This is a genomic window from Candidatus Eremiobacteraceae bacterium, from assembly GCA_036511855.1.
Taxonomy (GTDB): Bacteria; Vulcanimicrobiota; Vulcanimicrobiia; order Eremiobacterales; family Eremiobacteraceae; genus JABCYQ01.
Genome location: DATCBN010000096.1, coordinates 1 through 16,144, shown reverse-complemented (window position 1 = coordinate 16,144; position 16,144 = coordinate 1). Strand labels below are relative to the sequence as shown.

12 protein-coding genes are annotated in these 16,144 nt (G+C 61.2%); 8 read left to right on the top strand and 4 right to left on the bottom strand.

Annotated elements, in window-relative coordinates:
* Window positions 1-16 precede the first annotated feature (16 nt).
* Together VII69_12460 and VII69_12455 are read left to right on the top strand one after the other, a co-directional pair.
* A complete protein-coding gene (locus VII69_12460) occupies window positions 17-544 on the top strand; it encodes an Lrp/AsnC family transcriptional regulator (protein HEY5095919.1) in 528 nt (175 codons plus the stop codon).
* A 12-nt stretch (window positions 545-556) separates the two neighbouring features.
* Window positions 557-1,939, top strand: a complete 1,383-nt coding sequence (locus tag VII69_12455) for a KamA family radical SAM protein (protein ID HEY5095918.1) — start codon at window positions 557-559, stop codon at window positions 1,937-1,939.
* Between the two features lie 9 nt (window positions 1,940-1,948).
* Here VII69_12455 and VII69_12450 read toward each other — a convergent pair whose 3' ends face one another.
* Genes VII69_12450 through VII69_12440 form a run of 3 tightly spaced genes read right to left on the bottom strand, consistent with a single transcriptional unit; the run spans window position 1,949 to window position 4,733 of the window.
* On the bottom strand, window positions 1,949-2,488 hold the full coding sequence (locus VII69_12450; protein ID HEY5095917.1) for a DUF4760 domain-containing protein: 540 nt from the start codon (window positions 2,486-2,488) through the stop codon (window positions 1,949-1,951).
* A 21-nt stretch (window positions 2,489-2,509) separates the two neighbouring features.
* Window positions 2,510-3,154, bottom strand: coding sequence for a response regulator transcription factor (locus tag VII69_12445; GenBank protein HEY5095916.1), 645 nt, complete (start codon window positions 3,152-3,154; stop codon window positions 2,510-2,512).
* Window positions 3,147-4,733, bottom strand: coding sequence for a HAMP domain-containing sensor histidine kinase (locus tag VII69_12440; protein ID HEY5095915.1), 1,587 nt, complete (start codon window positions 4,731-4,733; stop codon window positions 3,147-3,149). Before VII69_12440 ends, VII69_12445 begins: the two co-directional genes overlap by 8 nt.
* A 74-nt stretch (window positions 4,734-4,807) precedes the next feature.
* Here VII69_12440 and VII69_12435 point away from each other — a divergent pair, with 74 nt between their 5' ends.
* From VII69_12435 to VII69_12410, 6 genes are all read left to right on the top strand, one after another.
* On the top strand, window positions 4,808-6,919 hold the full coding sequence (locus VII69_12435; protein HEY5095914.1) for a hypothetical protein: 2,112 nt from the start codon (window positions 4,808-4,810) through the stop codon (window positions 6,917-6,919).
* A gap of 324 nt (window positions 6,920-7,243) precedes the next feature.
* Entirely contained in the window at window positions 7,244-8,944 is a 1,701-nt protein-coding gene (gene kdpA / locus VII69_12430) for a potassium-transporting ATPase subunit KdpA (protein ID HEY5095913.1), read from the top strand.
* 5 nt (window positions 8,945-8,949) lie between these two features.
* A complete protein-coding gene (kdpB, locus tag VII69_12425) occupies window positions 8,950-11,034 on the top strand; it encodes a potassium-transporting ATPase subunit KdpB (protein HEY5095912.1) in 2,085 nt (694 codons plus the stop codon).
* A gap of 19 nt (window positions 11,035-11,053) precedes the next feature.
* Complete coding sequence (gene kdpC, locus VII69_12420; protein ID HEY5095911.1) at window positions 11,054-11,650, top strand: potassium-transporting ATPase subunit KdpC; 597 nt, start codon at window positions 11,054-11,056, stop codon at window positions 11,648-11,650.
* A complete protein-coding gene (locus VII69_12415) occupies window positions 11,647-12,819 on the top strand; it encodes an outer membrane beta-barrel protein (GenBank protein ID HEY5095910.1) in 1,173 nt (390 codons plus the stop codon). The genes kdpC and VII69_12415 overlap by 4 nt, the downstream gene beginning before the upstream one ends.
* Window positions 12,820-13,027: 208 nt before the next feature.
* The gene (locus VII69_12410) at window positions 13,028-14,503 is read left to right on the top strand and encodes a hypothetical protein (GenBank protein ID HEY5095909.1); all 1,476 of its coding nucleotides are present in this window, start codon (window positions 13,028-13,030) and stop codon (window positions 14,501-14,503) included.
* A 21-nt stretch (window positions 14,504-14,524) separates the two neighbouring features.
* Here VII69_12410 and VII69_12405 read toward each other — a convergent pair whose 3' ends face one another.
* The gene (locus VII69_12405) at window positions 14,525-15,940 is read right to left on the bottom strand and encodes a diguanylate cyclase (GenBank protein HEY5095908.1); all 1,416 of its coding nucleotides are present in this window, start codon (window positions 15,938-15,940) and stop codon (window positions 14,525-14,527) included.
* Window positions 15,941-16,144: the final 204 nt, after the last annotated feature.

Here is a 16,144-nt window from a genome sequence, read left to right as displayed (position 1 = left end):
GCCTAATAAAGTAGCTATGTTCATGGCAGGTGGCGTGATGATTGAAGGCCCCGACTTAGACGAACTCGATCTCCAATTGCTCGACGCGTTGCAGCGCAACGCTCGCTCGACCTTCGCAGAACTCGGCGCGCTTGTCGGGCTCAAAGCACCGTCCGTCCACGATCGCGTCAAACGTCTGGAGGCACGCGGGTTTGTGCGCCGGTATGCGGCGCAACTCGACGGTCCGCGACTCGGGCTTGCTCTGACCGCGTTCGTGAGCTGTTTCACGTCGGCTGAGACCAAGTACGACGACTTCACTGCCAACGTGTCGGCCATGAACGAGGTGAGCGAAATTCACAGCGTCGCCGGCGAAGAGACATACGTCCTTAAAGTGCTGACCAGATCCACCACGCACCTCGACGAATTTCTCGCGCGGCTCAAGCAAATCCCTGGCATGGTCCGCACGCGCACCACCATCGTGCTCTCCACGCCGTTCGAGCGCGGTGGACTCGAGCTCACTCAGGCCGCTGAAGGACAATCGCGCCGCTTGCGCAGCGTACGCTGATCAGAGGAACAAATGACCGCCGCGAAAATCGAGACCCCGCTCGCCGCCGACCCCATCGTCGCGCTCAAACCGCCCGCCGGTCTTGACGCGTTCGAGCATAAGAATCTGCCGCAGGGCGAATTCTGGCGCCACATTCCCGCTTACAAAGATGTGGACGAGAAGACGTTCCTCGACCATATCTGGCAAGGCCGGCATTCGGTCAAGACGCCGGAAGAGCTGATCGGCACGATTCAAGAGCTAGCATCGGCGAGTTTCATCGAAGACGCGCGCGCCGGCTTTCATCGCGCGCCCATGCAGGTGCGCGTGTCGCCATATATGATCGCGCTCATCGACTGGACCGACCCCGTCAACGATCCGATCCGCACGCAATTCATTCCCCTCGCGTCGCGTCTGCTGCCGGACCATCCACAACTGTCGCTCGACTCGCTGCACGAACAAGAAGACGCGCCGGTTCCAGGCCTTACGCACCGGTACGTCGATAAGGCCCTCTTTTTGCCGCTCAACGTGTGTCCGGTCTATTGCCGTTTTTGCACTCGCTCGTACGCCATCGGCGGCGACACGGAGACGGTGGAAAAGGCCACCCTCGCCACCGATCCCAAGAAATGGGAGCGCGCGTTCCAATACATCGAGTCGCGCCCCGAGTTGGAAGACATCGTCATCTCGGGCGGCGACACGTACCAGCTTTCAGCCAAGAGCCTGAAAGCCATCGGCGAACGGCTGCTCTCCATCGAGAACGTGCGCCGCATGCGTTTCGCCACAAAAGGGCCGGCCGTCATGCCAAGCAAGATACTCACCGACACGGCATGGACAGACGCGCTCACTTCCATCGTGGATCAGGGACGGAAGCTTGGCAAGGACGTGATGCTGCACACGCATTTCAACTCGCCGAACGAGATCACGTGGATCACGGAAAAGGCCATGCGGCTGCTGTTCGAACGAGGCATCATGGTGCGCAATCAGAGCGTGTTGATCCGCGGCGTCAACGATGACAAGCACACCATGCAGTTGCTCGTCAAACGCCTCGGCTACCTCAACGTCCATCCGTACTACGTCTACATGCACGACATGGTGAAAGGCGTGGAAGACCTGCGCACCACCATTCAGACCGCGGTGGACATCGAGAAATTCGTGCGCGGGTCCACTGCCGGCTTCAACACGCCGCTCTTCCTTTGCGACGCGCCCGGCGGCGGCGGCAAACGGGACCTGCATAGCTACGAATACTACGATCGTGAAAACGGCATCGCGGTGTACACCGCTCCGAGCGTGAAGCCGGGCAAATCGTTCCTCTACTTCGATCCGATAGATAAGCTTTCCGCGGACGCACAGGCTCGCTGGCGGAATCCGAGCGAGCAAAAGACCATTCTCGACGCAGCGCTGGCGGCCGCTTCGAAGTAGGGCGCGCGCCTATTCCGTGCCCACCATCCCGAATTGCGCAGGATCGTAGTTGGGATGTCTGGGCCGGGGAACGTCCTTCCACCACGCGCTGTAGCGCGCGAGCCACTCGAAGTTTTCGTAGACGTACGGATTGCCTTCTGCGGTGCGATAGCGCTCGATGAACGGCCGGATGGTCTCCCACCGGGTTCGAAGCAACAATCCCACGGCATCCACGATGAGCGTCACGTCGAGCACCTCGCGCCGGGCTAAACACGCCACCGTCTCGATGAATTGACCCACGACGAACAGCGCTCGCTCGTCCTCCGATCCCACAAAGCGCGAACGGAAGTCGGCATCGGTGAGATATCGTTTCTCGATGCCGCGAAGTTCTTCGAACGCCTTCACCACGTCCGGGGCCGAAAGACCGTCGATCGCTTCGATCAACGCAAGGGCGTTTCGTTCGTGCCTCATCTCCCGCGTCTGACGCGCCATCATCATCGTCGTGAAGATCACGGTGGCGAAGGCGATCACCGTGGACATGACGGGGATGAGATTGTCGAAAGAGCTCATCGACTTAGATACCCTCAAGCGCTAGATCAGTCCGCGGCGGAAGGCCTCCACCGCGGCTTGGGTACGGTCGGCTACCGCGAGCTTTTCCAAAATGTCGCGTATATGTCCCTTGACCGTACCGAGACCGATGGCGAGCCGATCGGCGATCTCCGCATTGGAATTTCCGTCGGCGATGAGCTGCAGCACTTGCGTCTCTCGCGGTGTGAGCGGCGATGCTGCGGCTTTGACGGGGGTCGCCGGGCGCCCGAGCTCGCGCAACACCACGTGCGCCACTTGCGGATCGAAATAGGCGCCGCCCTCGGCCGCGATGCGCACGGCTTCCAACACCCGTTCAGTTCGCGATGTCTTCAGGCAATATGCATCGGCGCCGGCCGCGAGCGCGGCAATGACCTCGTCTTCGAGGTCGTGCATGGTGAGGATGACGACTCGCGTTTTGATTAGATCGCGCCGGATCCGGCGCGTCAGAGCGATGCCGTCTTCGCCGGGCAAGCCGATGTCGATGACCGCGACGTCGGGAGCTAGTTCTTTTGCGAGGTCGTAACCCGCCGGCCCATCGGCTGCTTCGCCGACGACTTCAAACGACGGATCGACATCGAGCGCGGTGACAAGTCCTGCGCGCGTAAGCGCATGATCCTCTATCACCAATACGCGGATGCGGTCAGGCACGAGCCACATCCGCGGATTCCACGGGCAAGCTCACCGTGAATCGGGAGCCGCGCGGATCGCGAGCTTGATACGACGCCCGTCCGCCGTGGCTTTCGGCGATGCGGCGAACTATGTACAGTCCCAACCCGGAGCCGGCGCCATGGCGGGCGCCCGGTGAAAAACGTTGGAAGAGCATGGGCCGTTGGGCTTCCGGCACGCCATACCCGTCGTCATCAACTGAAAAGCTCGCCTCACGGCCATCGGACTCGACGGCGACGGCAACGTGCCCGCCCGCAGGCGTTGAGATGACCGCGTTGGCGATCAGGTTCACCGCGACGCGGCGCAGCTCGCTTTCATCGCCGACGACGGTCACCGCGGCCTCGCTGCCCGACCGGGCAACCACGATGCTTTCCGAGCGCCAGAGCGGCTCGAGCTCCGAGACGACGTCGTCCGCGAGCCTCGAGAGATCCACGCTCGTTCGAGCAGGCGAGGCCTCTCCCGATTCGTAGCGTGCGACGACGAGCAGCGTTTCTGCAAGGCGCTGCAATTCATCGTTGGAGGCGATTGTGCGCTTGAGGATCTCGACGTACGCCGGCGGCATGTCGCCAAACGCGCCGTTGAGCGCTTGCCTCATCGTGATCCGAGCTGCGCTGAGCGGAGTGCGCAGGTCATGGGAGAGCGCGTACACGATATCCCGGATCACCTCGCTGCGCTCGACGGCAGCCGCATTGGCCTGGGCGAGCTGCTCGTTCTTCGCGGCGAGCTCAAGGAAAAGGTTTGCTTGCGCGATGGCGGCGGCGGCTTCGTCGGCGAACGTCAACGCGAGATCGGCGGCATCCGAATCGAACGGTTCCTCTGCGTTGCGCCGCAAGACCACCAGCGCGCCCTGCTGGTTGTCTCTGCCGCCCAGCGGCACCGCAATGCCGCGCGCCGCGCCGAGCGTGTCGAGCACGAAACGGCTCATGGGATCGGCGGCATCGAGCGCCACGGCTTGACCGGATTCGGCGGCTCGCGTGAGAACTGAGGCGAGCTCGGGCGCTGGCCGCGCGCGCCGCAGGTCCACCTCGCGTATCCCGCTCTCCGCTAGATATTGTTCGTCGAGTGATAAGCCGTCGTGACGCGCGAACACGACCGCAGCATCCGCTTGAAGAACGCGGATAGCCTCGCGCGCGGTTGAGCGAAGCACAATCTCACGATTGACAGATGAGCGCATCGTTTCAAACGATTCGCGAAGCGTCCGCTCACGACGTGCTTGGCGCTGACGCGCTTCGAGTTCCGCAGCGCCGCGCGCTGCGCGCTGCGTGCCAATGCTCAGCGCGCCGACCAATATGCAAGATAACGCGGCTAAAACACGATCCTCGATCGCGATCGGATCGTAGTGTCGATCTCGATAGCCGTTGTACCACCCCGCAGCGAGGTTGGCCACGAGCGCGGCGACGACGATTCTCCCAGTGAGCTTCCTATCGAACGCAAAACTGGTCAGCGCAACCGGGGCATTCAAGAGGATGGCCGCGACGAACAATTGCGGCGTCAGCATATCGATAGCAAATGCGGCGATCAATAGGACCGCGCACGCATAGGGAATGTATTGCGGCTTCAAGGGCATCCCGATTCTGTGCCGGAGATTCTCCGGCCTCCGGGGGACCGGCTGAGTGGCGCGCGAACTCAGTCTACGTGAATCGCGAAACTGATCGCGCCGCTCCCGAACGATTGTTGCGGCGGTTGGGCTTATCGCCTAAGCTGACCGTTTATTTGGCCGCCGCTCCCGGCAGCGGGAAAACGCACCGGCTACTCACGGAAGGCCGAGCCCGCATGACCGCTGGAAGTCGCGTCGTCATCGGGTGGATCGAAACGAAGGGCAGGCCGCTGCTCGAAGAACTTTGTGCGGGAATCCCCGTGCTCGCTCCGCGCATGGTCGACATCGCCGGCACGCGGTTTGCCGAATTCGACTTCGAGGCAGCGCTGGCCGCGAAGCCGGACGTCTTGATCCTCGACGAACTGCCGCACTCGAATCTCGCGGGCTCCACGCACGCCAAGCGGTGGCAGGACGCACTCGCACTGCGGGCCGCCGGAATCGGCGTCATCACAGGCTTCAATATCCAGCACCTGGAATCGGCGGCGCCGACAGCCGAACGATTGTTGGGCTTTCCGGTCCGCGAGATCGTTCCCGACTCATTCCTTGCTGTCGCTGACGAAGTCGTTGCTATCGACGCTTCGCCCGAACTGCTCGCCGATCGAATGCGAGCTGGCATGGTCGTCAGAACCGAGGACGCCGAGACTGCGCTTCGCGGCGCTTTCCGGACTTCCACATTGCTCGCATTGCGCGAATTGCTGATGCGCAAGATCGACGATCTTACGATCCCAGAAGTCGAGGCGAGGCGGGTATCGACGGCTGTGCTGCTCGCGCCGACTGGCTCCGATATCGCACACGCAGCCCGGCGTGCAGCAGAAATCGCAGGCGCGCTGGATCTCGCTTTGGAGATCGCGATTGACACCGACCCCAACGCGGACTCGTCGGAGCGAGTCGCGCGAGCAATAGGTGCACGGATCATTCCGTGGCCGGGCGAGCCGGGAGGCATCCCTGAACGCAGCCTCGGCGCGTCACTCATCGCCGTGCCGCGCGGACCATTGGCGGAAGCTCTATTGGCCGGGCCGATCGATCGGGATGTCTATGTCGTCGGGCCAGGCGCGCGAGCGGCGCAATCCGTCGGAGTCGATGTCCATCCGCTAGCGCAGACCGCCGGCGATCGTTTGCGCATAGGTTTCGGCAAGCTGACGATTTATCTTGGGGCGGCCGCCGGTTGCGGCAAGACCTATGCCATGCTGGGCCGCGCTCAGGAGCTCAAGGCTGCTGGGGTCGACGTCGTCGGCGCGTTCGTCGAGACGCACGCGCGCATAGACACCGAGTCGATGCTGCACGGCCTCGAAACGCTTCCTCGCCGCGTCATTGAGTCGGGCGGCATCCGCCGTGAGGAGCTCGACGTCGAGGCATTGCTTGCCCGTCATCCGGTGGTCGCGCTCATCGACGAACTCGCGCACACCAACGCCCCAGGCAGCATTTTCACCAAGCGATACGAAGATGTGCTTAGCGTGTTGCGAGCGGGCATATCGGTAATGACTACGCTCAACATCCAACACCTCGACGGGCTGGGCGACCCCGTTGCCCGGATGACGGGCATTCGAGTTCGCGAGACTCTGCCGGATCGAATCCTTGATCTTGCCGACGAGGTGATCTTCATCGACTGTGCGCCCGACACATTGCGCGAACGCCTGCGGCAGGGCAAGATCTATAAGCCCGAGCGGATCGAACGGGCATTGACCAACTTTTTTCGCGAAGAAAATTTGGCGGCGCTGCGTGAGCTTGCGTTGCGAGAGTCCATCCGCGCCCGCGGTGCGCGAAGGGTGCAATCGGGTATATCGCGGCTCTTCGTCGGCGTCGCCGATCGCGCACGCGATGCAGGACTGATCCGACGCTGCGCTTCCTTGGCCGCAAGGCTGGAAGTGGGCCTTACCGTGGCGCATATCGCCCCGAGGTCCGACGCATCGGATTCTGACGCGCTGGCCGAGCTTAGAGAATTGTGCCGGGACTTGCGGGGGCGCTGGATCTCGGAAACCGGGAACGACCCCGCTCGCGGCTTGGTGGCCGCTGCACTCGCCGACGGCGCGACGACCATAGCCGTAGAAGGCCGTAGGACGAAGGTGCGCATGTTCGGGCGAGCGCCTTTCGCGCGTAGGCTATTGCGCGCCGGTGCGAGGGAACTGCTCGTCCTTGCGACGCCGGATTAGCGCCGCACGTGTAAACCCACCGATGTCCAGTCGGACTATCCGTTCGGCGGCTTGTGCCCATCGACTACGGGGCGTAGGATTGTTGAAGCTCCCGGAGGAGCGCGACCAAATGCCCGACCCGAATTGCGAACGGATTTAAAATGTTCGACCAGCTCATCGGACTCATCCTAGCCATTTTGGCGCTCGTTTATCTCGTCTACGCCATGCTGCGCCCGGAGAGGTTTTGACGGCAACACGATGCTTGACGCAATCCTTATCCTCCTCACGCTCGTCCTGTTCTATCTCTTCGACCGATTCACGGTCGCCTGCGAGAATATTTAGAACATGACAATCGTCGGCTGGCTTCAGGCCCTGGTATTTTTCGGCATCGTGGTTCTGTGCACGAAACCAATCGGTGCATACATGGCACGCGTCTTCGCGGGCGAGCGGACGTTTCTCACGCCGCTGTTGGCCCCGGCCGAAAGCGCGATATTCCGCGTATGCCGGATAGACCCCGCGAAGGAGATGTCCGCAGTCACCTACCTTTTCGCGGTCCTCGCCCTGAGCGCAGTGGGGCTACTCTATTTGTACCTCTTGCTGCGCACCCAGGCGTACTTGCCGCTCAATCCGCAGAATCTCCCAAATCTAGCCCCAAGCTTAGCTTGGAATACCGCCGTCTCTTTCACGACAAACACGAATTGGCAATTCTACTCCGGCGAGAGCACGATGAGCTATCTCTCGCAGATGGCGGGTCTCGCCTGGCACAATTTCGTCTCGGCCGGAGCAGGCATCGCGATCGCGATAGCCGTGATCCGTGGAGTGTGTCGAACTGATCGTAAAACCGTCGGCAACTTCTGGGCTGACATGACCCGCGCGCTCTTGTACGTGCTGCTTCCGATAAGTGTTGTCGGCGGATTGTGGCTTTGTTGGCAGGGCGTTCCCCAAAACTTCCACGCGTACCAAAATGTTGTATCGATCGAAGGATTCAAACAGGCAATCACCGGTGGCCCGATGGCATCGCAAGAAGTCATCAAGGAGCTTGGTACTAACGGCGGCGGCTTCGTGAACGCCAACTCTGCGTCGCCTAATGAGAATCCGACGCCGTTGACGAACCTCTTTGAAATGCTGCTCATATTCCTGATCGGAGCCGGCCTGACGTACACGTACGGCCGCCACGCCAAAGACACGAGACAGGGCTGGGCCCTTTTCGCCGCGATGTCGATACTCTTTTTCGCCGGATTCTCCGTCGCCTACGCGGCAGAATCCGCAGGCAATCCGATCGTACACGCGCTGGGCACAGCGGGCGGCAACATGGAGGGGAAGGAATGCCGATTCGGCGTCGGCGCCTCGGCGCTCTTCGCCACCGTCACCACGGATACGTCGTGCGGCGCCGTCAATGCTATGCACGACTCGTTCACGCCCCTCGGCGGACTCGTGCCACTCGCCGATCTTCAACTTGGCGAAGTGGTTTTCGGCGGCGTCGGAACCGGGCTGTACGGCATGGTCTTGTTCGTGGTTTTGACGGTGTTCATCGCGGGACTCATGGTCGGACGAACGCCGGAATACTTGGGCAAGAAAATCGACCGGCGCCAAGTGCAGCTCGCGATTCTCGGTGCGCTTGTTCTGCCGATCTTCGCGCTCATTCCGGTCGCAATTTCGGTGCTCGTGCCCGCCGGAACTGCCACACTTGGCAACAACGGCGTTCATGGATTCTCCGAACTGCTCTATGGATTCGCCTCAACCACCGAAAACAACGGCAGCGCCTTCGCTGGTCTTGGTCCGAATATGTACTTCAACGTGTTTATGGGCATCGTCATGTTGTGCGGCCGCTTCCTCTTCCTGATCCCGGCATTGATGCTTGCCGGTTCGCTCGCCGGCCAGCCGCGAGCGCCGGAAACGATCGGCACATTCACGACCTATTCGCCGATCTTCGTCGGCTTGCTCATCGGCGTCATCATCATCGTAGGCGCGCTCACGTTCTTCCCGGCCGATGCGCTCGGGCCGATCGTTGAACAGCTCCGAATGATTCTAGGACAGGTTCAATAGTTGTCATGATTACGCAACGCCGAATCGATCGCCGCCCGAGAGCCCGCGCGCTCTTCGACCAGACCATTATCATTCGAGCAGTCCGGGATTCTTTTGCTAAACTCGACCCGCGCTGGCAGGCGCGCAATCCCGTCATGTTCATCTGCGAGATCGGCGCGCTGGTCACGCTCGGTTTTTTTCTTCGGGCCCTACGTTCACACGGTCCAGCGGGTTTTGATTTCGCGATCTCGATCTGGCTCTGGTTCACGGTATTATTCGCAAATTTCGCTGAGGCCGTGGCCGAGGGCCGCGGCAAAGCCCAAGCCGAATTTTTGCGCCGCACGAAGACTGATACGATGGCGCGGCGCGTGGTCGCGGGACGCGAAGAGTCGGTGCCAGCGACATCGCTTCGAAAAGACGACATCTTCGCCGTCATCGCCGGTGAATTGATCGCGGCGGACGGCGACGTGATCGAGGGCGCAGCGTCCGTCGACGAGTCGGCGATCACCGGAGAATCCGCTCCGGTGATCCGAGAGGGTGGCGGAGATCGCAGCGCCGTGACCGGCGGGACGCGCGTCCTCTCGGACCGCATCGTCGTGCGGGTGACCTCGAATCCGGGTGAAACCTTCTTGGACCGAATGATTGCTCTCGTCGAGGGCGCGTCGCGCCAGAAGACGCCGAACGAGATCGCTCTTTCTATTCTGCTTTCCGGTCTTACGATAATTTTCTTGATCGCGGTGGCGACACTATCACCGTTTTCGCTTTACGCGGGTACTGCTCAGTCGGTTACGGTTCTAATCGCGCTCCTCGTCTGCCTCATCCCGACGACGATCGGCGGCCTTCTCTCCGCCATCGGCATCGCGGGCATGGATCGCGTGCTCCAACGAAATGTTCTGGCGATGAGCGGCCGCGCGGTGGAGGCGGCCGGCGACGTGGACACTTTGTTGCTTGATAAGACCGGGACTATCACGCTCGGCAACCGGCGTGCGACCGAGATCATCTGCGCGCCCGGTGTTACAGATATAGTCGCGGCGCGCGCGGCGTTGATGTCATCGATCCCGGACGAGACGCCCGAAGGCCGGTCAATCGTGACTCTGGCTGGTCCTCGACCTGAAGATGGCCAGGCGGCCAGCGCGGCGGATGTCGATGTGCAGTCGCTCGTTCCGGAAGGCTCGACGTTTGTTCCGTTCAGCGCATATACACGCTTGAGTGGGCTCGATTTGCCTGGCGGCGGTGCGATCCGCAAAGGCGCGCCGGACGCTGTCCGGGCCTGGGTACGGGAGCGGACGGGCGAGAGCACCGTCGTCCTCGCGGACGAAGTGGAACGCGTCGCCCGGTCGGGCGGCACGCCGCTGTTGCTCGCCGACGACCAGCGGATCCTTGGAGTTATCCATCTCAAGGACATCCTCAAGCCGAACATGGCCGAGCGCTTCACTCGGTTGCGCGCTATGGGCATCCGCACGATAATGATCACGGGCGACAACCCGCTGACCGCGGCGACGATCGCGCGCGAGGCTGGCGTGGATGATTTTCTCGCAGAGGCCACGCCCGAGACCAAGATGGCGCTGATCAAGCGCGAGCAAGAATCCGGGCGACTGGTTGCGATGACCGGTGACGGTACGAATGACGCGCCGGCGCTCGCGCAGGCCGATGTCGGCGTGGCTATGAATACGGGCACGCAAGCCGCCAAAGAAGCCGCAAACATGGTAGATCTCGATTCGGATCCGACCAAGCTCATCGAAGTCGTCGAGATCGGCAAACAGCTTTTGATGACGCGCGGCGCGCTAACGACATTCTCGATCGCCAACGACGTGGCGAAGTACTTCGCGATATTGCCGGCGATGTTCGCAGTCGCGTATCCTGCGATGAATGCGTTGAACATCATGCGTCTCACGACTCCGCAGAGCGCGATACTCGCTGCTGTGATCTTCAATGCGCTCATCATCGTGGCGCTGATACCGCTGGCACTGCGAGGTGTGGTATATCGCCCGAGGGGCGCCGACGCGGTGCTGCGCACAAACGTGCTCGTTTACGGCATTGGCGGCATCATAGTGCCGTTCGTAGGTATCAAGCTTATCGACCTACTACTCGCCGCGTTCCATCTCACGTGAGGCGTTGGGAAAAATCGTTATGAAACTGCAGACAATTAAGGACGACACGATTCGCCATCTCGGCCACGCCGCAGCCTATACGGCCGTCACCGTGATCTTGCTGGGCATCCTGTATCCGCTAGCAATGACAGGTGTGTCGGAACTCCTCTTCCCGGCGCAGGCGAAGGGCTCGATCGTGTACCGCAACGGTCAAGCCATCGGATCGGATATCATTGGCCAACTGTGGACCAGGCCGCAGTACTTTCATGGGCGCCCCTCCGCCGCAGGCAGCGGATACGATCCGACGTCGACGAGCGGCACTAACCTCGGCCCCACGTCGAAGAAGTTGATCGACGCCACTGCGGCTACGATCAAGACGTTGACGAAAGAAAACCCCGACGCGACGATGCCGGTCCCGATGGATCTCGTGACAAGCAGCGGCAGCGGCATCGACCCGGACATCAGCCCCGAAGCCGCGTTCTATCAGTCTCCGCGAGTGGCGAAGGCGCGCCACTTGACCGTTGAGGCGGTGGACGCAGTAGTTACGCTGCACATCATGCCGCGTACATTTGGATTCTTGGGGGAGCCGCACGTGAACGTCATGCAATTGAACCTAGCTTTGGACGGACAAAAATGAAACTGCCCGGCTTTCGAATGTTCTCAGTCGCGTTTATCGCTGTGATATCGATCGCGCTCGGCGGACTTGCCGCCAACGCAGATCCCGCACAGCCTGCGCCCGCAGCGGCTCCGTCGCCGGCTGCGACGCCAACGCCGCCGGTCGTTCTGCACGTGGTGTTGAGCGAATCGCTTGCGCTGACGAGCGGCGTCAACGCGACAGGCAGCTTCGATTCTTCTGACGGCGCCGATCATGCAGCTCGGTCCAATCTGAGCAATGCCTTCGTCTTGCTTTCCAAGCCGCAGGGTACTTTTCAGTGGGCGCTTCAAGGTGGAGCGTACAGCATTCCCGTCGTGGGGATCGCAGGCAATAAGACGATCCAATCGGGGGCCAATACCGATCTCTTCGGGCCGTTGCCGCTCGCCTACGTCGAATACGTGCCGAACGCCAACTTCAATGTGAGCGCGGGCGTGCTCGCGACACTGACCGGCGCGGAATCCACATACACGTATCTGAACTGGAATGTTCAGCGCGGCGCCGTCTGGAACGTGGAGAACGCCGTCACTCGAGGAGTTCGTGCGTCGTTCACAACCGGCAAGCTCACCGCCACGCTCGGCGTTGATGATGGTTTCTATTCCGGCAAGTTCGGCGCGGCCGAAGGCGCGTTGACATTTGCGCCGGACTCTACGGACTCGCTGCTGTTCGTCGCCGTCATTCCGAATAGCACGACACCGGGGAATCCGACGGCATCCATCGCGAACAAAGAATTGCTGAACGTCGTCTTCTCGCGCACGCGCGGCAAGCTTCAGATCGCGCCATACATCTTGTACGCGCGCTCGCCCGCTGCTGCCGGGCTAGGCTACGCGGGACCCGAAAGCGCGTTCGGCGGAGCATTCCTGGCGAACTGGACTTTCAGCAGCCATTTCAGCACCGCGGTACGCTACGAAACGCTGCACAATTCCAGCACGGTCGGCGACCCGAGCGGCAATGCGGATCTCATCGGCTACGGACCCGGGAGCGGCGTGAATACGTATACGTTAACACCCAGTTGGACCAACGGCCACACTTTTGCACGCGTAGATTTTTCCAGCGTGCGGGTCACGAGCCCGGCACCTGGCCTTGCATTTGGCGATCACGGCGCGCAGCGCGATCAGTTCCGCACGATGCTGGAAATCGGCGTTCAATTGTAGGGACCCGGATAGTCCAGTGCGAAAACGCGATGAAATCTCGCTTCCGCATCGCTTGCCCGCCCTCCGACCAAAGCGAGCGGGCCCCCGAGTAATAAGTCGCAAGGCGCGCGAGCTTTCGCGCGCGAACGTTTGCTCGACGAATTGATGTTCGCATTCAATCGCTCACGCAGTTTGCTTTTCCCCACCACATAAGCTCCAGAGGTGCCCCGTGGATAATCATCGACCCGAATCGCCCGTCGATCTTGAGAGCGTAACGAAAAGCGTCGCAGAAACCGATCGCCGGCGTGCTCTCGTCGAGGATGAATTGACCCAAGCTCAGTCGATGATCGAGTCGCTCAAGGCGAGAAGCACGTCGCTTCGCGATTCCGTGCTCGACCTGCAGCGTACACTTGACGTGACAAAGAGGGCAAAGGCGGAAGAAGATGCAGCGCTGAGTGAGGCCGCGGAAAAGCGCAAGCGCGCGGTCGAAGAACTGAGCTCGTTGGCCGCGCTCGTCGACGAACTTCGAGTAGCAACCGAACAACAAGCGGCCGCGATCGGCGTCACGCTCGACGGCGCGAAGTCACAAGTCGAGATCGTCGAGGTGAGCGTCGCCAAAGCGAAAACAGAAGCCGGTTCCGTGGAGGGCACCCTCGAACAACTTCGCGCGAACATCGCTCAGGCACGCAGTCACGCAGACGCGCTCGAGCACAATCTCTCCACCGTTGAGGGAACGACGGTATCCGTGAAGGCGGTCGCCGACGAGACCCACGGTCATCTCGAAGAAACGCGCGCCGCGCTCGATATCGCCATCGGCCGAAAGCGTGAGACCGACGCCGCGTGCAAGACACTCGAAACGCTCGGTGCCACGCTTCACGCGAAAACAGACGAGGCCGTGCAGGCGATGAACGCCTTGGATGGATTGATGGCGGAGCAAGACCGCCAGGGGGCCGTGCTGGCCGCCCGTGTCGCCGCGGTGGGCAAACTGGTGGGCAATGCACACGCCGAAGCCAGTCCAGCGAATGCGATACCGGCAAAAACCGAGCCACCGAAGACGACGCAATCACGCCAGGTCGACGGACAATTCGCCGATGCGCTCAGGGCCGTCGCATTGCTCGCGAACGAGCGGCTGATACCGCACGAGGAAGCAGATCGGTTAAGCAACGCCCTGCGCTCCGGCGCGGGCGAAGCCGTGCTTCGTCAGACATGGGCGCACACGGTCGGGAGTCCCACCCCGGTCGCGCACCGCTTGATCTTTGCCGAAGTGCTGCAAGCCGTCGGCGACATCAAAGCGGCAGTCGTGTATTACGAACAGGCGGCGATGCCGAAGATCTCACCTCCCGTCGTCCGCTATCTCGCCGCGCTGGCGTATCTAAAGATGGATCTGCTGGAGCGGTCGACGCGCGTGGCGCAGTTGCTTTCGCGAGATCGCGGGGGGCGGTTGCTCGCAAAGATCATCGAAGCGCTCCGGTTGGAACAGACCGATCATCCCGACGATGCGGTGCATGCCTTGACGGAGGCACTAGGCGGACGGGGCTACCAGAAGTGGGAATACGATGAAGCGCTGCTGCAGCTCGGGTTGCTGCACGAGCGAAGGAGCGACGTTCGCGCCGCTCTCGCTTGTTATGAGAAGTTGAGCGCCGCCGCTCCGATACATTTCGACGTCGTCGAACGGATTCGAACGCTTCAAGACCAGCCTGTCTGACCCCGGGTTTTTGGCTGTAGTTCAGGGCAAGGCGTGGCCGGCCAACCGTTTGGCCCGATACATGGCTTCATCCGCACGCGCGAGCAAGGCTTCGGTCGTATCCCCGTCTTGCGGATATCGAGCGACGCCGATGCTGGCATTTACTTGCATCTCGTGGCCAAGAACGCGGAGCGGCTCGCAAAAGGTGCTTTCGATCTTGCGGACGGCGATGTCGACGTCGAGCGATCCCACGTGCGCCTGCAACAGAATGGTGAATTCATCGCCGCCGATCCGTGCGACGAGATCGGCCTCGCGAAGCACGGATCGGACCCGCTGCGCCAGCTCGCGCAGCACCGCATCGCCGGCGGAGTGCCCGTACGCGTCGTTCACGGCCTTGAACCCATCCAGATCGAACAAGATGACGGCGAGTTCCGTCTGTGCCGCATGTGCGGCAGCCAACGCGCGCGAGGTTCTTGTGAGGAATGATGCCCGATTCGGCAAGCCCGTGACCAGATCGTTGTAGGCTAGCTGGTCGCGCTCCATCTCAAACGCCACACGATCCGTCTCGTCGCGACCGCTAGCATAGGTGATTCGCCGTCGAACGTCTGGAACAGAGTTCCAGCACATCCAACGATACGTTCCATCCGCAGCTTGATATCTATTTCGAAAGCCCACGAGCGACTGGCCGGTGCTCAGACTCTTCACCGCTTCGATCGTGCGCGCCACGTCATCGGGATGGACGAACGATATGAACGGTTTTTTCAGGAGCTCTGCGCGCGTCCGGCCCAATATGCGCTCAGTGGCGGGATTCACATCCAAGAAATGGCCATTCATGCCGGCCACGACGAACATATCCTGAGCGCTGTTGACGAAGCGGTCGCGTTCGCCTTCGATCCGGCGCTGAATCCCTAACATGAACGCGATAGCCGAGCAAAGCGCCAATCCGATGAGAACGCTGACAATCGCGCCGAACCTGAGTTGTTCTTGGGTATGTCTGGAATACGAAGCCGACTTGTCATCAAGGACGTCTAGGGCATGAGCGATATCGGAGCGCATGCGATCCATGAGGGATTTGCCTTGGGATTGCAAGCCGGCAGCATCGCGAATGCTCGATCCAGCCACGAGCGGCGCCGCGACGTGTCCGAGCCATTGCTTGTAATTGGATTCGGCGTCGAGAAGCGTCGGCTCGATGCTCTGCGCATTGGCCGTTTCTGACGATTTGAAAGCCAGAGCAAAATCGGCTTCTATCCGTCCGCTTGCTGCGGTGAATGGAGCGAGGTATGAGCGCTGTTTTGTGCTCATATAACCGCGCATGCCGGTCTCCTGATCGAGAAGATCCGTTAGAACGGTAAGGACTTGGCGGCGAGCTTCATACGCCGCTTCTGCTTGACGGACAGCCGTCGTTGTGGTTTGGTAGGCGATCCACGAGCGCGCGAGCACGCCGACAATCGCAAGCACTAAGAGGACGGCAATGCCGTGTCTAGACAGGGCTTGCGATTTGTCCCTTACCATCTCTTTAGATATCGGTAAACATTAACTCGTCACGGTGATCTACTCATGTCCCGCGATTGACCGGCTTCTGAGTGACAGCTGCACCATTGGACTGACTATATGCGGCATGACACTAAATTGACACAGACGCTTTGTAGCAAATCTCGGCGC